This window comes from Roseomonas sp. CCTCC AB2023176 (assembly GCF_042259275.1).
Classification (GTDB): Bacteria; Pseudomonadota; Alphaproteobacteria; order Acetobacterales; family Acetobacteraceae; genus Roseomonas.
Genome location: NZ_CP170086.1, coordinates 1,237,875 through 1,256,702 on the forward strand (window position 1 = coordinate 1,237,875; position 18,828 = coordinate 1,256,702).

The 18,828-nt window shown below is 72.1% G+C and carries 19 protein-coding genes; 11 read left to right on the plus strand and 8 right to left on the minus strand.

Annotation, left to right across the window (positions count from 1 at the left end):
• Positions 1-57 precede the first annotated feature (57 nt).
• Both ACE7GA_RS06190 and ACE7GA_RS06195 read right to left on the minus strand, forming a co-directional pair.
• Positions 58-315 (minus strand): hypothetical protein, encoded by a 258-nt coding sequence (locus tag ACE7GA_RS06190; protein ID WP_376097150.1) that lies wholly within the window; start codon positions 313-315, stop codon positions 58-60.
• A 2-nt stretch (positions 316-317) separates the two neighbouring features.
• Positions 318-842 (minus strand): TspO/MBR family protein, encoded by a 525-nt coding sequence (locus tag ACE7GA_RS06195; protein ID WP_376097153.1) that lies wholly within the window; start codon positions 840-842, stop codon positions 318-320.
• Between the two features lie 181 nt (positions 843-1,023).
• Between ACE7GA_RS06195 and ACE7GA_RS06200 the strand changes: the two genes are divergently transcribed.
• The 9 genes from ACE7GA_RS06200 to ACE7GA_RS06240 all read left to right on the plus strand — a co-directional run bounded on the left by ACE7GA_RS06200 (position 1,024) and on the right by ACE7GA_RS06240 (position 6,968).
• Positions 1,024-1,407, plus strand: a complete 384-nt coding sequence (locus ACE7GA_RS06200; protein WP_376097156.1) for a c-type cytochrome — start codon at positions 1,024-1,026, stop codon at positions 1,405-1,407.
• Between the two features lie 85 nt (positions 1,408-1,492).
• A complete protein-coding gene (locus tag ACE7GA_RS06205; RefSeq protein WP_376100123.1) occupies positions 1,493-2,296 on the plus strand; it encodes a heme ABC transporter permease in 804 nt (267 codons plus the stop codon).
• Positions 2,293-2,427, plus strand: coding sequence for a heme exporter protein CcmD (gene ccmD, locus ACE7GA_RS06210; RefSeq protein WP_376097159.1), 135 nt, complete (start codon positions 2,293-2,295; stop codon positions 2,425-2,427). Before ACE7GA_RS06205 ends, ccmD begins: the two co-directional genes overlap by 4 nt.
• A gap of 26 nt (positions 2,428-2,453) precedes the next feature.
• Complete coding sequence (gene ccmE / locus ACE7GA_RS06215) at positions 2,454-3,038, plus strand: cytochrome c maturation protein CcmE (RefSeq protein WP_376100125.1); 585 nt, start codon at positions 2,454-2,456, stop codon at positions 3,036-3,038.
• A gap of 13 nt (positions 3,039-3,051) precedes the next feature.
• Complete coding sequence (locus tag ACE7GA_RS06220; protein WP_376097162.1) at positions 3,052-5,007, plus strand: heme lyase CcmF/NrfE family subunit; 1,956 nt, start codon at positions 3,052-3,054, stop codon at positions 5,005-5,007.
• The gene (locus ACE7GA_RS06225; RefSeq protein WP_376097165.1) at positions 5,004-5,699 is read left to right on the plus strand and encodes a DsbE family thiol:disulfide interchange protein; all 696 of its coding nucleotides are present in this window, start codon (positions 5,004-5,006) and stop codon (positions 5,697-5,699) included. The genes ACE7GA_RS06220 and ACE7GA_RS06225 overlap by 4 nt, the downstream gene beginning before the upstream one ends.
• The gene (locus ACE7GA_RS06230; RefSeq protein WP_376097168.1) at positions 5,696-6,169 is read left to right on the plus strand and encodes a cytochrome c-type biogenesis protein; all 474 of its coding nucleotides are present in this window, start codon (positions 5,696-5,698) and stop codon (positions 6,167-6,169) included. Before ACE7GA_RS06225 ends, ACE7GA_RS06230 begins: the two co-directional genes overlap by 4 nt.
• Positions 6,166-6,492 (plus strand): c-type cytochrome biogenesis protein CcmI, encoded by a 327-nt coding sequence (gene ccmI, locus ACE7GA_RS06235; protein ID WP_376097171.1) that lies wholly within the window; start codon positions 6,166-6,168, stop codon positions 6,490-6,492. The genes ACE7GA_RS06230 and ccmI overlap by 4 nt, the downstream gene beginning before the upstream one ends.
• A complete protein-coding gene (locus ACE7GA_RS06240; RefSeq protein ID WP_376097174.1) occupies positions 6,444-6,968 on the plus strand; it encodes a tetratricopeptide repeat protein in 525 nt (174 codons plus the stop codon). Before ccmI ends, ACE7GA_RS06240 begins: the two co-directional genes overlap by 49 nt.
• A 176-nt stretch (positions 6,969-7,144) precedes the next feature.
• Here ACE7GA_RS06240 and ACE7GA_RS06245 read toward each other — a convergent pair whose 3' ends face one another.
• Positions 7,145-8,440: an SGNH/GDSL hydrolase family protein gene (locus ACE7GA_RS06245; RefSeq protein WP_376097177.1), complete on the minus strand. Its 1,296-nt coding sequence runs from the start codon at positions 8,438-8,440 to the stop codon at positions 7,145-7,147.
• 152 nt (positions 8,441-8,592) lie between these two features.
• Positions 8,593-9,021: an OsmC family protein gene (locus ACE7GA_RS06250; RefSeq protein WP_376097180.1), complete on the minus strand. Its 429-nt coding sequence runs from the start codon at positions 9,019-9,021 to the stop codon at positions 8,593-8,595.
• A gap of 313 nt (positions 9,022-9,334) precedes the next feature.
• On the opposite strand from ACE7GA_RS06250, the gene ACE7GA_RS06255 reads away from it, so the two are divergent.
• Positions 9,335-9,493, plus strand: a complete 159-nt coding sequence (locus tag ACE7GA_RS06255) for a hypothetical protein (protein WP_376097183.1) — start codon at positions 9,335-9,337, stop codon at positions 9,491-9,493.
• A 635-nt stretch (positions 9,494-10,128) separates the two neighbouring features.
• On the plus strand, positions 10,129-12,990 hold the full coding sequence (locus ACE7GA_RS06260; protein WP_376097186.1) for a PAS domain S-box protein: 2,862 nt from the start codon (positions 10,129-10,131) through the stop codon (positions 12,988-12,990).
• A gap of 21 nt (positions 12,991-13,011) precedes the next feature.
• On the opposite strand, the gene ACE7GA_RS06265 is transcribed toward ACE7GA_RS06260, so the two are convergent.
• From ACE7GA_RS06265 to ACE7GA_RS06280, 4 genes are all read right to left on the minus strand, one after another.
• The gene (locus ACE7GA_RS06265) at positions 13,012-15,804 is read right to left on the minus strand and encodes a PAS domain S-box protein (protein WP_376097189.1); all 2,793 of its coding nucleotides are present in this window, start codon (positions 15,802-15,804) and stop codon (positions 13,012-13,014) included.
• Between the two features lie 415 nt (positions 15,805-16,219).
• Complete coding sequence (locus tag ACE7GA_RS06270) at positions 16,220-17,011, minus strand: response regulator transcription factor (protein WP_376097192.1); 792 nt, start codon at positions 17,009-17,011, stop codon at positions 16,220-16,222.
• A gap of 44 nt (positions 17,012-17,055) precedes the next feature.
• Entirely contained in the window at positions 17,056-18,012 is a 957-nt protein-coding gene (locus ACE7GA_RS06275) for a GGDEF domain-containing protein (RefSeq protein WP_376097195.1), read from the minus strand.
• A gap of 9 nt (positions 18,013-18,021) precedes the next feature.
• A complete protein-coding gene (locus ACE7GA_RS06280; protein WP_376097198.1) occupies positions 18,022-18,627 on the minus strand; it encodes an HD-GYP domain-containing protein in 606 nt (201 codons plus the stop codon).
• Positions 18,628-18,828: the final 201 nt, after the last annotated feature.

Consider the following 18,828-nt stretch of genomic DNA (forward strand, 5'->3'; position numbering starts at 1 on the left):
TCAGGGGCGCGTTCGCCCCTGATGGGTTGGTGCGGGCGGGCAAAGCCCTCCCGGAAGTCACCGCCAGCGCCGGGCCAGATCCCACACATGCGCCACGCCCGACGCCGCCAGGCATAGCCCGACCCACCCCCACCAGCCCCCCGTCAGTGCGAACCGCAGCGCCAGGGCGAAGGCGGCCCCTGCCAGCAGGAACGGCACCACCCCCTCCGGCGCGCTGCGCCCGGTGCGCCGGCGCCAGGCGATCCAGGCCGCCTCCGCCGCCAGCACGGCAAGCAGCAGGTCCGCGACCCGACCGCTGGAGAAGAAGGTCTCCATGCTCAGCCGAAAGGCCCGTTCAGCCGGACGATCGTCAGGTTCAGGTACGCCGCGAAGCCCACCCAGGCGAGGTAGGGCACCAGCAGCCACCCCGCCAGCCGCGACCGCCGCCAGCAGATCCAGGCCAGCGCCGCGATGGACAGCCAGAGCGGCACCACCTCGATCAACGCCCAGTCCGGCCGGTGCAGCTTGAAGAACAGCAGGCTCCACAGGACGTTCAGGACCCCGTTGGCCACGAAGGCGATTACGACGGCCCGGCGATCCGCCAGGTCGCGCGACGCTTCCCAGGCCCGGATACCCGCCGACGCCGACAGGGCGAAGATCAGCGTCCAGGCCGGCCCGAAGAGCCAGTCCGGCGGTTGCCAGGACGGCTTGATCAAGCCCCGATACCAGGGCCCGATCTCCGTCAGCAGGCCGCCACCCATGGCGACCACCACGGCCCACCCGGCGGCGGCCCAGATCGGCCGCCAGTCCTTCCCGCGCCGAACCGCAACCCCGTCCGCCATCTGCCCTCGCCTGTCCAACACCTAACAAATTCTCAACACGCAGCCGAGTTGTCCCCGCCGACGTTCGAGCCATCTGAACGCCGGCAGGTGCCGGGCCGGTTCCGGTTTCGCCCGAACCGCGCCACGATGCGGCGCGGTTTCTGCGCTACCGTATCTGTCGCCTGGAATGAGAAAGGGAATATCGTCCATGCTTCGAGCGTCCTTGGCCGCCTTCACCGTCGCGACCCTCTCCGCCCTGCCCTGGGCCGGGGCCCACGCGCAGGATGCCGCGGCCGGCGAGCGTGTCTTCGCCCAGTGCCGTGCCTGCCACGCCGTCCCGAACGCGCAGGCCCGCAACATGGTCGGCCCGAACCTGCACAACGTCGTGGGTCGCCGCGCTGCCTCGATCGAGGGCTTCCGCTACTCCCAGAACATGCAGCAGCTGGGCCAGGGCGGTCACACCTGGACCGAGGAGAACCTGCGCGCCTACCTGACCAACCCCAAGGCGGTGGCCCCACAGGGCTCCATGTCCTTCCCCGGCCTGCGGAACGAGCAGCAGCTGAACGACGTGATCGCCTACCTCAAGGCCAACTCGCCGGGCACCTGATCCCGGCGCCCCCGGGCGGCGCGCGGCAACCTTTCGTCGCGTGCGCGCCGTTCCGGTCTGGGGCAGGTTGCACTACATGACGTTCATGGACGCGCCCGCGGCAAACGCCCAGCAATCGGTCTCCCTGTGGCATCGCTTTGCCAACCCCGGCCGCTTCCTGCGCGCCACGGGGCGGCTGCTGCCCTGGCTCTGGGGCGCCTCGGCCCTGGTCCTGCTGCCCTCCATCGCCTGGGCCCTCCTCCTCTCCCCGCCCGACTGGCAGCAGGGGGAGACGGTTCGGATCCTCTACGTCCACGTGCCCATGGCTTGGCTGGCCATGGCGGGCTATGCCGGCCTTGCCGTCACCTCGGCCATCGCCCTGATCTGGCGGCACCCGCTCGCCGACCTCGCGGCGCGGGAACTCTCCCCGGTGGGCGCCACCGTCACCGCCCTCTGCCTCCTCTCCGGCTCCCTCTGGGGCCGGCCGATGTGGGGGACCTGGTGGGTCTGGGACGCACGGCTGACCTCCGTCCTCGTCCTCTTCTTCCTGTGGGTCGGACACGCCGCCCTCACCCGCGCCTTCGAGGATGAGGAGCGGGGCGCCCGCGCCGGCGCCATCCTGGCGCTGGTCGGCGTCGTAAACCTGCCGATCGTGAAGTTCTCCGTGGACTGGTGGAACACGCTGCACCAGCCCGCTTCCGTCACCCGCCTGGCCGCGCCGGGCATGCACATCGACATCCTCCTGCCGCTGCTCGCGAATGCGGTCGGCTTTTCCCTCCTTTTCGCCACCATCGTCCTGGCCCGCACCCGCGCGGCCGTTATGGAGAAGCGGATCCGCACCCTGGAACTGGTCCGCGCCCGCGACGCCGATCGCGGCGAGGCCCGCCGTCCCGAGGCGCTCCCCGCATGACACCGCACCTGATCTTCGTCAGCGCGGCCTGGGGCGCGACGGCGCTCGGCTTCACCGCCCTGATCCTCGGCGCCCTGCTGCGCCACCGCGGCGCCTCGCGACGCCTGCGGGAACTGGAGCGTCCGCGTTGAGCACCACCGCCACCCCGGCCCGGCCCGTGAAGGGCACCGGCCTTGCCGGCGCCCGCCGCCGCCGGCGGATCTGGACGCTCGTCCTTTGCGGCCTCGGCCTCGGCGGCGCGGTCGCGCTGGCCCTGTCGGCCTTCCAGGACAACCTCGTCTTCTTCCGCTCCCCCTCCGACATCGCGGCGGCCCCGCCGCACGACGCCCGCCCCTTCCGCCTCGGCGGCCTGGTCGAGCCCGGGAGCGTCCAGCGCAACGGCGCCGAGGTCCGCTTCCGCGTCACCGACGGCCCCCACGCCGTCGCCGTGACCTACCGCGGCGTCCTCCCCGACCTGTTCCGGGAGGGCCAGGGCGTCGTGACCCTCGGCCGCCTCACCCCCGACGGCACCTTCGCCGCCGCCGAGGTCCTGGCCCGCCACGACGAGACCTACATGCCGCCGGAAGTGCAGGACGCGCTGAAGCGCTCCGGCCACTGGAACCCCGCCCAGGGCGCGGCCCCGCCGGCCTCCTCCTGGAACACGCTGTCGCCTGCGGCGACGGGGAACACCCTGTCGCCTGCGGCGGCCGGGGCCATCTCTTCACCTTCCGGGCCGCCGGCGACCCAACGCCCGGGCACCTGATCCCGCGGATGCCATGATCCCCGAACTCGGCCACTTCGCGCTCGCCCTCGCGCTCTCCCTCTCCCTCGCCCTGGCGGCCCTCGGCCTCTGGGGCGCCGCGGCGCGCCACGCGCGCGCGATGTCAGCCACCGCCCCCGTCTCCTTCGGCGTGCTGCTCTCGATCCTCGCGGCCTTCGGCTGCCTCGTCGTGTCCTTCGTCACGAACGACACGACGGTCGAGAACGTCGTGCAGAACAGCCATTCGGCGAAGCCGCTGCTCTACAAGATCACGGGCACCTGGGCCTCGCATGAGGGCTCCATGATCCTCTGGGTCTCCATCCTCGCCCTCTGTGCCGCCGCCGTCGCCTCCTTCGGGCGGGACCTGCCGACGGCGCTCCGCGCACGCGTGCTGGCCGTGCTCGGCCTGATCGCTGCGGGGTTCCTGGCCTTCATCCTCGCGACCTCCAACCCCTTCGACCGGGTCTGGCCGCCGCCGCCCGACGGGCAGGGGCTGAACCCCGTCCTGCAGGACCCCGGCCTCGCCTTCCATCCGCCGCTGCTCTACCTCGGCTATGTCGGGACGGCCGTGACCTTCGCCTTCGCCGTCGCCGCGCTACTGGAAGGCCGCGTGGATGCGGCCTGGGGCCGCTGGGTCCGACCCTGGGCGCTGGCCTCCTGGTCCTTCCTCACCCTCGGCATCGCGCTGGGATCCTGGTGGGCCTATTACGAGCTGGGCTGGGGCGGCTACTGGTTCTGGGACCCGGTCGAGAACGCCTCCCTCATGCCCTGGCTCGCAGGCGCCGCCCTGCTGCACTCCGCCATCGTCGTGGAGAAGCGGGAGGCGCTGAAGACCTGGACCGTGTTCCTGGCGCTCCTCGCCTTCGCGCTGTCCCTCCTCGGCACCTTCCTCGTCCGCTCCGGCGTGCTGAACTCCGTGCACGCCTTCGCCAACGATCCGTCGCGCGGCGTCTTCATCCTCGCGCTGCTGGGCATCTACATCGGCGGCGCCTTCGCCCTCTTCGCCTGGCGCGCGCCGGCCATGCGGCCCGTCGGCGCCTTCGCGCCGGTCTCCCGGGAAGGCGCGCTGGTCCTGAACAACCTGCTGCTCTGCTCCATCGCGGCGGTGGTGCTCGTCGGCACCCTCTACCCGATGTTCGCGGACCTCATCCTGAAGTCGAAGATTTCCGTCGGCCCGCCCTTCTTCGAGGCAGCGATCCTCCCGCTTGCCGCGCCGCTTCTTGCGGCCATGGCGGTCGGCAGCGTCATGCCCTGGAAGCGCGCCTCGCTGGCGCCGGCGCTGATGCGGCTCTGGTGGGCAGCGCTTGGCGCCCTGGCCGCCTTCCTGCTCTGCCTTGCCCTCGCGGGCGTGCGGATCGGGCCGGCGCTCGGCTTCGGTGCGGCGCTCTGGCTCATCCTCGGCGCCCTCACCGACGTCGCGGACCGCATCGCGCTCTTCCGCCGCCCGGCCGCGGCCTGGTCGCGCCTGATCGGCCTGCCGCGCTCCGCCTGGGGCGGCGCCGTGGCCCATGCCGGCATGGGCGTCACTCTCCTCGGCCTCGCGGGCATGGGGCTGGCCACCGACAAGCTCGCCGAACTGCGCCCCGGCGAGTCCACCACCCTGGCCGGCTACACCTGGCAGCTGGAGCGGGTGGAGGACGTGCAGGGCCCCAACTTCACGGCCCGCCGCGCGACGGTCGTCGTGACCCATGACGGCTCGCCCGTGACCGTCCTGCGGCCGGAGAAGCGCAACTTCCCCGTCAACCGCACCGCCACGACCGAGGCCGCGATCCACACCAACGCGGTGCGCGACCTCTACGCCGTCCTCGGCGAGGAGCGCGACGGGGCGGTCGTCCTCCGCATCCACCACAACCCGCTCGCGCCCTGGATCTGGTTCGGCGCTGGCATCATGGCGCTCGGTGGCGGCCTGTCCCTCTCCGACCGGCGCCTCCGCGTCGGCGCGCCGGTCCGCACGAAGGCGGTGCCGGCATGAGCGCGACGAAGGATGCCCGCCCGCGGGGCGCCGCCGCCGTGCCCTCCGCGGCGGGCACACGGACCGACGCCCCGCAGCCCAACGCCGCGGTGACCGCGCCGATCGTCGCGACGGCTCCCGGCGCGCCCACCCGCGCCTCGGGCCGGCGCCCCCTCATCGTCCTCGCCCCGCTGGCCGTCGCGGTGGCGGGCGGCGCCGCCTTCTGGGCGATGCTCCGCGGCATGGAGGACGGGTCCTACAACCCGCGTGGCGTCCCCTCCGTCCTCATCGGCCGCAAGGCGCCGCAGACCCCGCTGCCGCCCGTCGAGGGCCTCAACCTGCCGCCGATCTCCGCCGAAACGCTGGCGGCGCCCGGCCGCCCCATCCTCGTGAACTTCTGGGCCTCATGGTGCGTGCCCTGCGTGCAGGAACACCCGCAGCTCATGGCGCTCCAGCGCCGCAACGTCCCGATCTACGGCGTGAACCACAAGGACCGGCCGGAGGCCGCGTCCGGCTTCCTCACCCGCCACGGCAACCCCTTCACCGCCATCTCCGCCGATGCCGGCCGCACGGGGATCGAATGGGGCGTCTACGGCGTGCCGGAGACCTACCTCCTCGACAAGGACGGCATCGTCCGCTGGCGCTGGGCCGGCCCGATCATGCCCGATACGGTCGAGGCCGAGCTGAACCCGCTGCTCCGGCGCCACGCGTGATCCGCGCGCTCGTCCTGCTGCTGGCGCTCGCCGCGCCGGCCCTCGCCCCGCCCGCCGGCGCCGCCGTCGGCGACCCGCGGGAACAGCTCCGCGACCCCGCGCAGGAAGAACGCGCGCGGGAAATCGGCCGCGAACTCCGCTGCCTCGTCTGCCAGAACCAGTCCATCGAGGACAGCGACGCCGACCTCGCCCGTGACCTCCGCCGCATCGTGCGGGAGAAGGTGGCAGCCGGCGAACCCAGCGACGCCGTGCGCGAATTCGTCCACGCCCGCTACGGCGACTTCGTCCTGCTGCGCCCGCCCGTGAACGCGGCGACGATCGCGCTCTGGGCCACGCCCTTCCTGGCGCTCGGTGGCGGCATCGTCGCCATCCTGCTCTCCCGCCGGCGCGGCGCGCCGCAGCCCGCCGCGCCCCTCTCGCCGGAAGAACGCGCCCGCCTGGCGACGCTCGAGGACCGCCCGGCCGCATGATCCTCGTCGCCTTCGGGGCGCTGGCACTGGTGGTGCTCGCCCCGCTTGCCTGGTCCATGCTGCGCCAGCCGCGCCTGCGTGAGCGCGCGGAGGCCGACCGCGCCCTCTATCGCGCGCAGCGCGAGGAACTGGACCGCGAACGCGCCGCCGGCCGCCTGGACGAGGCCGCGCATGCCGCCGCCCTGCTCGAAGTCCAGCGCCGCGCCCTTGCCGTCCCTGCCGCCGCGCCTGTCGCCGCGCCCCCGCCGCGACCGGCGGCCGTGGCGTGCTGGGCATGGCGCTGGTCTTCATCCCCGCGCTCGCGCTGGCCGTGTACCTGCTGAACGGCTTCCCGGGCATGCCGTCGGCCAGCTTCGCCGAACGTCAGCAGAGCGGCGCGCAGGAGGACGCCCTGCTGGCCACGCTGCGCGAGCGCCTCTCGCTGGCCGTGCCGACCTCGCCCGCGGCGAAGGAGGGCTGGACCCTCCTCGGCAATGCCGAGCGCAGCCGCGGCAACCTGGCCGAGGCCGCCCAGGCCTACACGAACGCGTTGCGCGCGGGCTTCGACGCCGAACTCGCCTCCCAGCGCGCGCAGGTGCTGCTGGAGGCCGGGCAGGTGGACGCCGCAGTCGCCTGGCTCGCCGAGGCCCTGCCGCAGTCGCCTGACCATGTCGGCCTGCGCTTCCTCTCCGGCCTCGCCGAGGCCCAGGCCGGGCGCCCCGACCGCGCCCGCGCCGCCTGGACCGCGCTCCTCGCCGAGGCGCCGGAGGGCGCGCCCTGGGGCGTGATGGTCCGGCGCCGCATGGAAGCGCTGCCCTGAAGCAGATCCGCCTCGCGACAACTCCGCCCCGCCTGCACCAGCGCCACCGCGCGTTCGCGCAGGTCGGACGAGAGGGGTCGTGGCATCCGTGCTGGCCTTCAACCCCGCCCGCAGCGTGAACCAGATCGCCCCGCGCGCCGTAACCACCCCCCGATCCAACGGGACGCGATCACGCTCTAGGAGCATGAATTCGGCATCCCGTCGTGGCTTGGGCCTGCCCCCGGGCGGGGGCTGGTGGAGGCGATGGCGACGGTGGTGAAGACCGCGGCATCGGGGTGACCGCTCGAAGGCACGAAGCCCGCCACCTGGGCCGCCTGCCGGCCGAGCGCGCGGGCGACGGTGGAGTGGCCGAGGGAGTTCATGTGCGTCCCGTCCTTCGTCCAGGCACCGCCGTCCACGCGCCAGAGGTCAGGGTCGCTCGGCTCCTCCGCGATGGCCGCCACGTCGAGCACGTCGGTGATGGCGCGGTGCGGGCGGCTCCGGAGCCAATCGTTGAGGGCGCGACGCCGCGCGTTGACGGTCGCGGGCCGCCTCGTTTGCCCTTCGACGGTGGTCCAGCTACCCGCGGTTCGGGGCGTGACGGTGCTGGCAACGAGCTTCAGGTCCAGGTCGGCGAGGAAGTCGAAGTAGCGGAGCAGGTTCGCCTGCGTCCCGACGAGGGTCGCACCGCCGCCGTGGATGTCGTTGTTCCCGATCGACAGAAAGGCGTGCGTCGGGCGCACCCGTTCGATGAGGGCGCGATGGTAGCCCGTCCTGGCGGGCCTGTCGGCCGGGCCAGCGCCGAGGAGATGCGGGACGGCAAGGCCGGGGGCACCGAGACGGAGGTGCGGGATGCCGGCCCCGGACAGCATGCGCGCGAGAAACCCGAGGTCGCCGTGCTCCGTGCCGGTGTCACCGGAGCCGTAGCTGGTGCTGTCGCCGAGGATGATCCCGGTGACGGGGCCGGGCGACGCGGGGACGCCGAGGATCGCCACGGGGCCGAACGGGAGGACGCCTGCCGTCCTGAACGCGGTGTGGTCCATCGCGTCCGTGTAGTCGGCCCCCGACTTCGCGGCGCCGCCGAGATAGCCGCCTGTGAGCGCGGCGCCGCCGATGCGCCACCTCTCGCCGAGCGTGTCCACAAGCGGGCGGCTGCGGACGAAGAAGAGGGCGCCCTGTGCGATAGAGATGGCAATGGCGTCGGACGCGATCGTCTCGCCGGGTGCCATCATCCTCTCGCGCGCCCCCCCGAAGGTCACGGGCCAGAGGGAGCCGTCGCCCAATTCTACGGAGGCGCGCACGGTCACGGAGTTCACCGGGTCGCTCTCTCCGGTCGTGTTGAGGAACTGCTTGTTCGCGAACAGGAGGTTGAGGGAGGAGGCCGCGATCAGCGCGCGGTATGGCGTACGGTAGGTGAACTGCATCGCTGAGCCGGAGGAGCAGTGGGTGTTCGAGGCGTCGGCGCGGTTCGAGATGAGGACACGACGGGTCATGCGGTCCGATGCCAGGTAAGGTCGGACGGCGAGCTTAGGGCCGAGGAGGCTATTCGGGGCAGGGGAGCCGGTCGCCCGTCCTGCATCAAGGCTTGTCCGGCGCCCACCCCGGTCGGAACCGCGGACGGGGGCGGAGACCCGACGCGACCCCGTCACCCCGGCTTCAGCGTCGTCCGGACCGGCGTCCCGGCGCGCAGCGCCAGCGTCACCGGCGTACGCTCGGCGATGTCCGCCAGGCGCGCGCGTTGCGCCTCGTCCAGCGGGCCGCGGAGCGACAACTCGCGGTGGATGCCGACGGCGCCGTCTGTCTCCTCGTAGCGCAGATCCACGCCGACCCCCTCCAGCGGCCATTCCTTCCGATGGGCGTACATGCGGAGCGTGATCGCCGTGCAGGAGGCGAGGCCCGCCAGCAGCAGCGCGAAGGGCGGTGGCCCCGCATCGTCGCCGCCCAGCGCCTTCGGTTCGTCGGAGACGAGGTGGTGCCGCGCGGAACGCAGCCGCACGGCATGGGGCGGGCCATCCGATTCCGCCACGACACGGGCGCCGGGCTTCATGTGAAGCCGGCCGTCTTTCTCGGTCATGGCCAGGGCGTAGCACGAACGGACCGCGACGCCGGTGCGATTCCGCCGCGCCCCCGGCGCCAGCCAGGGCCACGTCCCCGGTGTCATCCGCCGACGCGTTCCCGGCCGGTGGCGGGCCGTTCGCAGGGTGCGGGCCTGCGGCGGTCATCCAGCGCCCGTGGTCCGGGCGATGCGCGACCGCGCCTTCGCCAAGCCCTTCGTCGCCTCGCCGGGTCGTACGACGCGCGTACGAAAACCGACAGGTCCAGACGCGGCGGCGACGGTCACGTCGGCTAATCATCACGCATCGTCAGACCGGGATCGAACTCGACCCATGAGCAGCGTCTCGAGCCGCCGCGATGCACCGGCCAGGGCGGCCGCGAACCCGGTGGAGGCCGAACGGATGCCCGAGGCACCCGCCGACCTCCTCGGTGCTCTCGCCGCTCTCCTGATGGCGCAGGCGGACGAGCTCGACGAAGCCGGCGCCAGCTAGGGCGATTTCGCGCGGGGACGTCCGGTCTGCCCTCCGGAGGGGATGCCGGAGCACGGCGCCGGACTCCAGTCGGCCGGAAGGCGCTCGAAGCGACGACCCCGCGGCAGCGATCGGACGCGCCGGGCGACGGCGATGCCGGGCCAGGCCGTCGCGGTGCTCCGCCCCACGCCCGACCCGTGCGGGAGCAGCCCGTCCTGGCCGCGCATAGCGCGCTTGGGAAGCGCCGGAACGGAAGCCTGACCCCCACCCGCCAGTGAGGTCAGTTCCGAGCCGGAACGGCGCTTTCGCCGGCACGTGACGACACCGGCCCGTGCTCGTTCATGACCGGCGGGGCGGAACGCGCGGAGCCTCCGCTTCGTCTTCGCCGTTCGGCGGGACCCGGGCGCGCCGGGGCCGGCGGCCGGAACCGCCCCCCGGTCTCGCTCACCGCCCGCCATTCCCGGGTTGCCGGCTTCCCCCGATCGTCGGCCGCAACGGTGCCCAAGGGGAGCCGTCCCGCGCTCCCCAGGCGCCACCTGCCGGCGGAACAGCCCGGCCCAGATGGCCCTTCTCAAAACCGACTAGATCTGACAGAAAAGTGATCGAGCTTCGCCGGCAGGCTTCGGGGCCGGGCGGCCTCCAGCGAGATTGACGCCATGGTCCTGATCCAGAAGCTCGGCGCCGCGTCTCCCCGGTTGTCCCGCGGACATCCTGCCGAGGCGCACCCCGTGGCGCCGGCCCTGCATTCGGACACGGAAGCCCGCCTGCGGGCCGTCTACGACCACGCGCCCGTCGGGATCTGCGAAATCGACCCGTCCACGAGCAGGATCCTCCACGTCAACGAGGCGTATTGCCGCCTCACCGGCTACCACGCCACCGAGCTGCTCGGCGGCCTCGCCATCGGCGACCTCGCGCATCCCGGCGACCTCGCCGACGACCTCGAGCTCCACCGCAAACTCATGGCGGGCGAGATCGAGAGCTACCGGATCGAGAGGCGCTTCCTGCGTGAGGACGGATCGACGGCATGGGCCGAAATCGCCGTCTCCACCGCGCGCGACGCCGGCGGCTCGCCCATCCGGGAAATCCGGATCGTCCAGGACATCACCGAACGCAAGCACGCCGAGGCGGCCCTGCGGGAGAGCGAGGCGCGCCTTCGCGCGCTCTTCGAAACCGTGCCGGTCGGCCTCGTCACGCTCGACCCGCAGACGCTCCGGATCACCGCCGCCAACCGGCGCGCCGCCGAACAGCTCGGCTACACGCCGGAGGAGTTCACGCGGCTTCACCTGGACGACGTCCATCACGGCCGGACCCGCGACGAGCTTCTGGAACGCGGACGTGCCGTCGCCGCCGATCCCCCGGGAACGCGCTACGAACTGAGCGTCTCCCAGCGCTGCAAGGACGGCGAGGTCCGGGAAGTCCTGGTGCACAACGTCCGGGTCGAGCTGGACCGCCGTCCGGCCGTGTATGGCGCCTGGATCGACGTGACGGACCAGAACAGCGCCATGGAGGCCGTGCGGCGCAGCGAGGAGCGCTACCGGATGGCGCTCGATGCCGGACAGATCGCGACCTTCGAGGTGGATATCCCGGCCGCCGTGTATTCCTGGGACGCCCGGATGCGGGCGCTCTGGGATGTCGGCGAGGCGACCGTGACGCCCGAGCTGATCGCGGCACGGATCCACCCCGAGGATCGCGCCCGTGTCCTGCAGGCGATGGAATCTTCCCGCAGCAGCGGCCTGACCATTCCACGCGAAATGGAGTACCGCATCGTACGCCTCGACGGGACGGAACGACGTGTCTCGAACCGCTGGAAGGTGGAGTTCGGCGCCGATGGGCCCTTGCGGAGCATCGGCACCGTGATCGACGTGACGGTCCAGCGGCGCGGCGCGGAAGCCATCGAGCAGAGCGAGAAACGCCTCCGCCTCGCCCTGCAGGCTGGGCGGATCGGCACCTTCGACCTGGACACCGCCTCGAACGAGGTCCGCTGGAACGAGCGGATGTACGAGATCTACGGCTTCGAACCGGGGAGCCCCATCACCCGCGAGCGTATCGTCGAGGCCATCCATCCCGAGGACCGGGAGCGGATCGCATCCCTCTCCGCGAAGTCCCGCGACGGTTCCGTGACGTCGGTCGAGGGGCTGGAGTTCCGGATCCTGAACTCCGCCGGGGAAGTGGTGCGCCACGCGCTCGCGAGCTGGCACGTCGAGCGCGCCCAGGGCTGCCCCGCTCGGATCATCGGCACGACGGTGGACGTCACGGAGCAGCGGCACGCCGCGATGGTCCTCGCCCGGGACAAGAAGGACCTGGAGCACCTCGTCGAGGAGAGGACGGCCGCGCTGATGCAACTGGCGCAGGAGCGCGAGGCCCTGCAGGACCGGCTGCGCCAGACCGAGCGGCTGGACGCCCTGGGCCAGCTGACCGGGGGCGTGGCGCACGACTTCAACAACCTGCTGACCGCCGTCATAGGCGGCGCGGAGGAAATCCTCGACAGCACCGACCCTGACAGTTCCCTGCGCGAGCCGGCCCAGACCATCCTCACGGCAGGTGAGCGCGGCGCGGAGCTGACGAAGCAGCTTCTCGCCTTCGCCCGCCAGCAGCCGCTGGCGCCGCGCGACGTGGTCGTGGCGGAGATGCTGGACCAGATGCTCGGCCTGCTGCGGCGTGCCGCGGGGGAGCTCATCACCTTCGAGATGCGGACCGGCCGGGCGGCCCATGCGGCGATCACCCGCGTCGATCCGCTCCAGCTGGAGACCGCCGTCCTGAACCTCGTCGTCAACGCGCGCGACGCGATGCCCGACGGCGGGCGCATCCGCATCGGCGTGGACCTGGTCCGGTTGGATACCCGGCCCGACCTGGCCGGCGGCGAATACGTCGTGGTCTCCGTCGTGGACACCGGCCAGGGCATGTCGCACGACGTCCTGGCGCGCGCGTGCGAGCCGTTCTTCACGACGAAGGACATCGGGCGCGGGACCGGCCTCGGGCTCAGCATGGTCTACGGTTTCGCCTCCCAGTCCGGCGGCAGCGTGGAGATCGACAGCGAGCCGGGGGAGGGAACGAAGGTCCGCCTCCTCCTCCCCGCCGTGGCCCGGGCGCCGGAACCGAGCGAGCCGGTCAAGTCGGCAGAGCCCCGCGGGAGCGGCGAGCACGTCCTCCTCGTCGAGGACGACCCGCTGGTCCGCGCACAGGTCGAGGCCCGGCTGCGATCGCTGCACTACGAGGTGACCTCGGCCGGCGACGCGCGCTCGGCGCTGGCGCTCCTGGAACAGCGGCTCTGGGCATTCGACCTGCTCATGACGGACGTCGCCATGCCCGGCGGCATGTCGGGATACGAGCTCGCGGCCGAGGTGGCGCAACGCCGTCCCGGCTTCCCGATCCTCCTCACCACCGGCCACGGCGGTGCCGGCCGCATCAAGGTGGACGAGGACGCGGTGACCTGGCCCACCATCCGCAAACCCTACCGGCGGTCGCTGCTCGCGCGCGCCCTGCGGGACGCCCTTTCGCCGGACGGGACCCCGCGGTAGCGGCGGCCGCGCGCCAAGCGGTCAGGCGGCCCCGGACGTCCCCGCCGCGTGGCTGCCGGGCGACGTGGCGTCGGCGTCCATCGCCCTGAGGTAAAGGCGCACCGTCGTCCCGCATCCCGGCGCGGAGTCGATGGACACGTGGCCGCCGGACTGCGTGACGAAGCCGTACACCATGCTCAGCCCGAGCCCGCTGCCCTTGCCGACGTCCTTCGTCGTGAAGAAGGGCTCGAAGGCACGCGCCAGGACCTCCGGCGCCATGCCGCAGCCCGTATCCGACGTGGCGATCTCGACGTAGCGGCCCGGCGCCGATGGCCCCAGGTCATCCTCGCCCAGGACGGCGCCCGAGACGTCGAAGGTCAGCCGCCCACCCTCCGGCATCGCGTCGCGGGCGTTGATGGCCAGGTTGAGGAGGGCCGCCTCGAGCTGGGACCGGTCGATCGCGACGCGATGCGGCCCGGGCCCGCACCGGACGGACAGGTTGATCCCGCTGCCGAGCGTGCGGGACAGCATCGCCGCGAGGTCCTGCACGAGCTGCCCGATGTCCACGACCTGCGGGTCCAGCGTCTGCTGGCGTGAGAAGGCGAGCAGGCGACTGGTCAGGGTGGCCCCGCGCTCGGCCGCGTCGAGGATCATCCTCGTCGCGCGGTGCTCCTCGCCGTCCGGCGCCACGACGTCCGTCAGGTATTCCGCATTGCCGAGGATCACGGAGAGGAGGTTGTTGAAGTCGTGCGCCACACCGGCCGTCAACTGGCCGATCGCCTCAAGCTTCTGGCCGGTGCGCAGCCGCTCCTCCATGGCGAGGCGTTCGGTGACGTCCGTGTTCACGATGAGGATTGCGTTCGGCACGCCGTCCATGTCGCGGACGAGGGACCAGCTCGAATCCACCGTGATGGGCGTCCCGTCGCGGCGTCGCTGGCGCAGGCGCCCGCTCCAGCGGCCGTCCCGCATGACAGCCCTGACGGCGTCGTCGTAGTGGCCCCGGTCCTCATAGACGCGCTCCACCAGGGGGGCGGGATCGCCCTCGCGAAGCTCCGCGAGGCTCCAGCCGTAGAGGCTCTCCGCGCTGCGGTTCGCGTAGACGACCTGCCCCTGCATGGTCCGCACGACGATGCCGTCCCGGACGAGGTTGAGGAGTGCGGCCTGCTCGGCGATGCGCTTCTGCGCGAGCAGCCGTTCCGTGATGTCCCGCTGGATCGCCGCGAAATGGGTGACCCGGCCCTCGTCATCCGCGACGGGCGTGAGGTTCAGCTCCACCCAGTACTCGCGCCCGTCCTTGGCGTAGTTGAGCAGCTCCGCCTGGATCGGCTGGCCCAGGCCGATCGCGTCGCGGATCCGGTCGAGCGTGCCGCGCTGCGTTCCGGCCCCTTGCAGGATCCGCGGGGTCGCGCCGAGCATCTCCTCCGGCGCGTAGCCCGTGATGCGTTCCATGGCCGGGTTCACGAAGACGATCCGTGGCCCCGGCGCGTCGATCGGCGTCGCCTGCGTGATCAGCACGCCCTCCGTCAGGTGGGCGATGCTCGATTCGAGCAGGCGCAGCCGCTCCCGCTGCGCACGCTCGTCGGAGATGTCGCGGAGCGTGATGGTCAGGCCCTCCTCCGCCGGGAAGGCATGCGCCTCCACGCAGAGGCCGGACCGGCAGATCTCCTGCTCCGTCCCGACGACGCGGCGCTCCGCAACCGCGGTGCGGAGCATGCGCCCGAGGGGTTCCGATGCCGCGAAGTCCCGCTGCTCGGAGATCGCGCGGCCCAGCAGGCCCTGCGCCGTGACGCCGAGAAGGGTCAGGGCCTTCTCGTTGGCGTAGGCGACGGTGAGGCGCCCGTCGAGCGTCATGAAGCCTTGCGGCAGGCTGCCGACGCGGGCGGCCAGACGCTCGGCCAGCCGCCTGTTCGCGTCCTCGGCCGCCTTGCGCTCGGAGATGTTCTGGAGGGATCCGACGACCGAGACGACCTTGCCGGACGCATCGCGTTCCGCCTCGCCGACGATCCGGATCCAGCGGGACCAGCCTTCGGCCGAGACCACGGGCAGCTCGAGGTCGAAGGAGGTGCCGCGGCGGATGCTGATGCGCACTGCCGCCCGCACCCGCGCGCGCCAGGCGGGCCGGAGGAGCGCCAGCGTTCCCCGGAACGAGGAGATCGCGCGGTCGCCGAGGCCGAGGACGACCCTGGCCTCGTCGCTCCATCTCACGTGACCGTCGGTCAGGTGGAGCCGCCAGCCGCCGAGCCGCGCCATCCGGCTCGCCGCCCGCTCCAGCTCGCGGCCCTCGATCGTCGCCCGGCCCTCGTCGATGCCGGCGCGTTCGTCATGCAGGGCCGTGACGCTGTATCCGGCCACCGGACCATCGGCCTGGATATGGGGCGTGATCGTCAGGCGGAGCGCCCGGGGAACGCCATGCCGGTCGCGCAGCAGGCGAACCGTGCGGGCCGGCTCTCCCGTCCGCTCCGCCGAGGCGCTGACGAGGGGCGCCCAGTCCGGATCGCCCCAGTCCTCGTCGAGCGTCCGGAAGTCCAGGCCGAGGAAGTCGTCGCGGCGGAAACCGAGCATCGAGCAGAAGGCCGGGTTCACCTCGCTGATCGTCCAATCCGGTCCGAGCCAGATCATCCCGGCCGAGGTCGACTGGAAGAGGCCCAGCACCGTCGAGAGGGAATGTGGCGCACCCGGCGCGCCTGCAGCATTCGGAGTCGGATCGGCGTCGGGGGCGGATGGTACGTGTCCCTGACCGGCCCACAACTCGTCCAGTCTGCGACGCGCCCGCGCGATCGTCCGGACCAGGTCCAACGCTTCGAGCTGTCGTTGGTGGGGTGGCGGTTCCTGCATGGGAATTCTTCAGCGGGCTACCAAACAACCGGCCGGATCGGCCGGGCGGTGTCCTTCCGCGACGCTTTCGTTCGCGCCTTGCCATAGTGAACACACATCGTGGCGGCAGCCCGTCCCTTCCTGCACGAAGAACCGCTCGCTCATCCCAAGCCACCGGTTTCTCAGAAGCCTGCTAGCGCCGATGCCGGCCTGCAGGGTCGCACGATGCCCGCCGCGCCGCGGGGTGAGAAGTGTTTGCGACGATGATGAAGCACAAGACACGCGCGTCGCACATCGCGCGACGGGCCGGTGTCGGCGTAAGTCCCGTGCGCACGACACGTGGGTACCGCGGCGAGACGCCGGATCGTTTCGAAGACGGGGGTTGGTCGAAGACGGGGCGTTTGCGCGCAGCCGGACGGTGTCGCGCGCCGACGCCCTACCACACCAGGCGATACCCCTTCCCGCGGACCGCGCTGATCGTGACCGCGCCACCCGACGCCGTGGAGAGCTTCTGCCGGAGATTGGAGGCCAGCTGGTCCACGCCCCGCTGCTCCGGAAGGAGCCGCCGTCCCAGGACCTTGAGTGAAATCGTGTCGCGGTCGGCCTCGTGGTCGCCGGTTTCGAGCAGGAGCGCGAGCAGGCCCGCCTCCCCCCCGGTCAGGCGTGTTTCCGTCCCGTCCTCCGCGACGACGCGTTGCCGGACGGTCTCGACCCGGAGGTTCGCCAGTTGCCGGCCGACGCGGCCCGTCGCGTCGCGGGCGGCGTCTGTCGACGCAGCCGGCGGGGCCTGGTCGAGCCGTCGGCTCAGGGCCCTGACGCGCGCCACCATCTCCCGCAGGGAAAACGGCTTGGTAAGGTAGTCGTCGGCGCCGACCTCCAGGCCCACGACCCGGTCCACCTCGTCGCCACGTCCACTCACGACGATGATGCCGAGGCCCGGGCGCCCTGCGACCTCTCGCACGAAAGTGATGCCGTTTCCGTCCGGCAGGCCGAGATCGACGACGATGATCCTCGGTTCGCCCGCGCGGAAGGACTCGCGCGCTTCCGCGAGGGTCGAGGCGATCTGGACCTGCCAGCCGTCGCGTGTCAGCGCATTCCCGATCGTCGCGGCGACGCTGCTGTCGTCCTCGAGCACGAGGATCGGTTGCGTTTCGGACAACCCCGTACTTCTCCCGGCCAGCCAACGGGACGTAACGGCCACAACGTCCTGCATCAAGGCGACGACCACGCTCTAGAATGAGACTTTGCCATCCCCGGGAGATTTCTCAACGCTTATCGGATCAGTTCCACGCTGTTCCCACCCCGCTCGCTGGCCAGCCGCCGTGCCTCGGCCGCCCGATCGAGCACGTCGGCCGCCGTGTCCGACGCGCGGGCGCTGGCAAGGCCGATGCTGCAGGTGACCCGGACCGGACCGCCCGGTGTCGAGACCGGTTGCGCCGACACCACGGCACGAAGCCTCTCGGTCATCCCGAGCGCCTCGCCCGGCGTCTGGGCGGGCAGGCAGAGGGCGAAGGCGGACTCCTCGAAGCGACCGAGCGGGTCCTTGCGCCGCGTGTTGTCCGACAGGAGGTCGGCGATGCCGATCAGGACGGCATCGCGCGGAAGCCCGCCGCGCGCCCCGAGGAGGTCTGCGATGCCGTCGATCTGCAGCACCGCGCAGCAGAAGCGGCCTGGGGCGCGCGTCTCGAACGCCAGGGCGGAACGCCGCAGGAACTCGCGCCGGTTCAGCAGGCCGGTCAGCGGGTCGCGCTGGATCATCTGTTCCAGCTCGACCGACAGCCGCTGGTCGCTCGTCAGGTCGCGTCCGAGGAACACGAGGCCCTCCGTCCGGCCGGGGCCATCCGACAAGGGGGATGCCCGCCAGTCCGTCCAGAACGCCGTGCCGCCCTTGCCGTAGTTGAGCAGCCGCACCGTGGCCGATTCACCGCGCCGCAGCGACGCATAGGCGGCGCGCAGGGCCTCGCGATCGGTCGCCGGCCCCTCGATCAGCTGCACGGGTCGACCAACGACCTCGTCCGCCCGCCAGCCCGTCAGCCGGGTGAAGGCCGGGTTCACGTAGCGGATCCGGGGACCGTCGTCGCCGACATCGGCCTCGGTCACCATGACGAGGTCGACGCAGTGTTCGGCCATGTCGCGGAACGCGACGCTCCCACCCCCGGGCCCACCCCCGGTTCCATTTGCTGGCGCGGCGCCCGCCGGCGCGGCGATGGTCTGCAGGGATGCTTCCATGATGGCCTCTCAGGCGAGGACGACGGGGATGCAGGAACGGTCGGACAGCGCGTGCAGCAGCCTGTCCGCGGCCTGCGGGTCGAACTGGGTTCCGCGACACGACCGGATTTCCGCGAGCGCCGCCTCGTGCGAGAGCGGCGCGCGGTAGCGCCGTCCCGGCTCCACCATGGCGACGTAGGCGTCCGCGACGGCCGTCAGGCGCGCGATGGGGTGCACCTCCTCCCCGTTGCATCCCCGGGGATAGCCGCCCCCGTTCCAGCGCTCGTGGTGGTCGCGCGCAGCGGCGACGATGACCGGCGGAAAGCCGAGGCTGCGGAGCACCTCCGCCCCTGCATAAGGATGCATCCGGATCATCTCCCGCTCGGTCGCGGACAGGGCGTGCTCGGAGTCCAGCGTCGTGACCGGGACGAAGAGCTTGCCGATGTCGTGCATCGCCCCGCCGATGAGCAGCGGCTCAGGATCGCCGACGGTGCGGGGCTCGCTCGCCCAGACGCTCATCAGCACATGCGCCACCCGCACGCAGTGGTCCGCCGTCGGGCGGTGGTGGCGGCGCAGCTGATCCAGCAACGCGTTCGCCGCGGTGCACCGCGGCGGATGCGCGAACGGGCCGGGCATCCCGCGAACATCCGGAACGCTGACCCGCGCGGCCGGCGTCCCGCCCGGACCAGCGAGGAAATCCAGCATGTTCACATCTCCGCACGACAAAGGAGATCGATGTCGTGCGATGATTCATGCGCCGCAGGCCGCGTCGGCGCATGCCCGGACTCGTCAGAAAGTGTCAGTCGCCATCGGACAATCGGGACGGTTCCGCACGAA

Coding starts and splice junctions, on each gene's coding strand:
- ACE7GA_RS06255 (WP_376097183.1), top strand. CDS start 9,335: ATGAGCAGCGTCTCGAGCCGCCGCGATGCACCGGCCAGGGCGGCCGCG.
- ccmD (WP_376097159.1), top strand. CDS start 2,293: ATGACACCGCACCTGATCTTCGTCAGCGCGGCCTGGGGCGCGACGGCG.
- ACE7GA_RS06280 (WP_376097198.1), bottom strand. CDS start 18,627: ATGCCCGGCCCGTTCGCGCATCCGCCGCGGTGCACCGCGGCGAACGCG.
- ACE7GA_RS06220 (WP_376097162.1), top strand. CDS start 3,052: ATGATCCCCGAACTCGGCCACTTCGCGCTCGCCCTCGCGCTCTCCCTC.
- ACE7GA_RS06260 (WP_376097186.1), top strand. CDS start 10,129: ATGGTCCTGATCCAGAAGCTCGGCGCCGCGTCTCCCCGGTTGTCCCGC.
- ACE7GA_RS06275 (WP_376097195.1), bottom strand. CDS start 18,012: ATGGAAGCATCCCTGCAGACCATCGCCGCGCCGGCGGGCGCCGCGCCA.
- ACE7GA_RS06265 (WP_376097189.1), bottom strand. CDS start 15,804: ATGCAGGAACCGCCACCCCACCAACGACAGCTCGAAGCGTTGGACCTG.
- ccmI (WP_376097171.1), top strand. CDS start 6,166: ATGATCCTCGTCGCCTTCGGGGCGCTGGCACTGGTGGTGCTCGCCCCG.
- ACE7GA_RS06250 (WP_376097180.1), bottom strand. CDS start 9,021: ATGACCGAGAAAGACGGCCGGCTTCACATGAAGCCCGGCGCCCGTGTC.
- ACE7GA_RS06240 (WP_376097174.1), top strand. CDS start 6,444: ATGGCGCTGGTCTTCATCCCCGCGCTCGCGCTGGCCGTGTACCTGCTG.
- ACE7GA_RS06225 (WP_376097165.1), top strand. CDS start 5,004: ATGAGCGCGACGAAGGATGCCCGCCCGCGGGGCGCCGCCGCCGTGCCC.
- ACE7GA_RS06245 (WP_376097177.1), bottom strand. CDS start 8,440: ATGACCCGTCGTGTCCTCATCTCGAACCGCGCCGACGCCTCGAACACC.
- ACE7GA_RS06190 (WP_376097150.1), bottom strand. CDS start 315: ATGGAGACCTTCTTCTCCAGCGGTCGGGTCGCGGACCTGCTGCTTGCC.
- ACE7GA_RS06205 (WP_376100123.1), top strand. CDS start 1,493: ATGGACGCGCCCGCGGCAAACGCCCAGCAATCGGTCTCCCTGTGGCAT.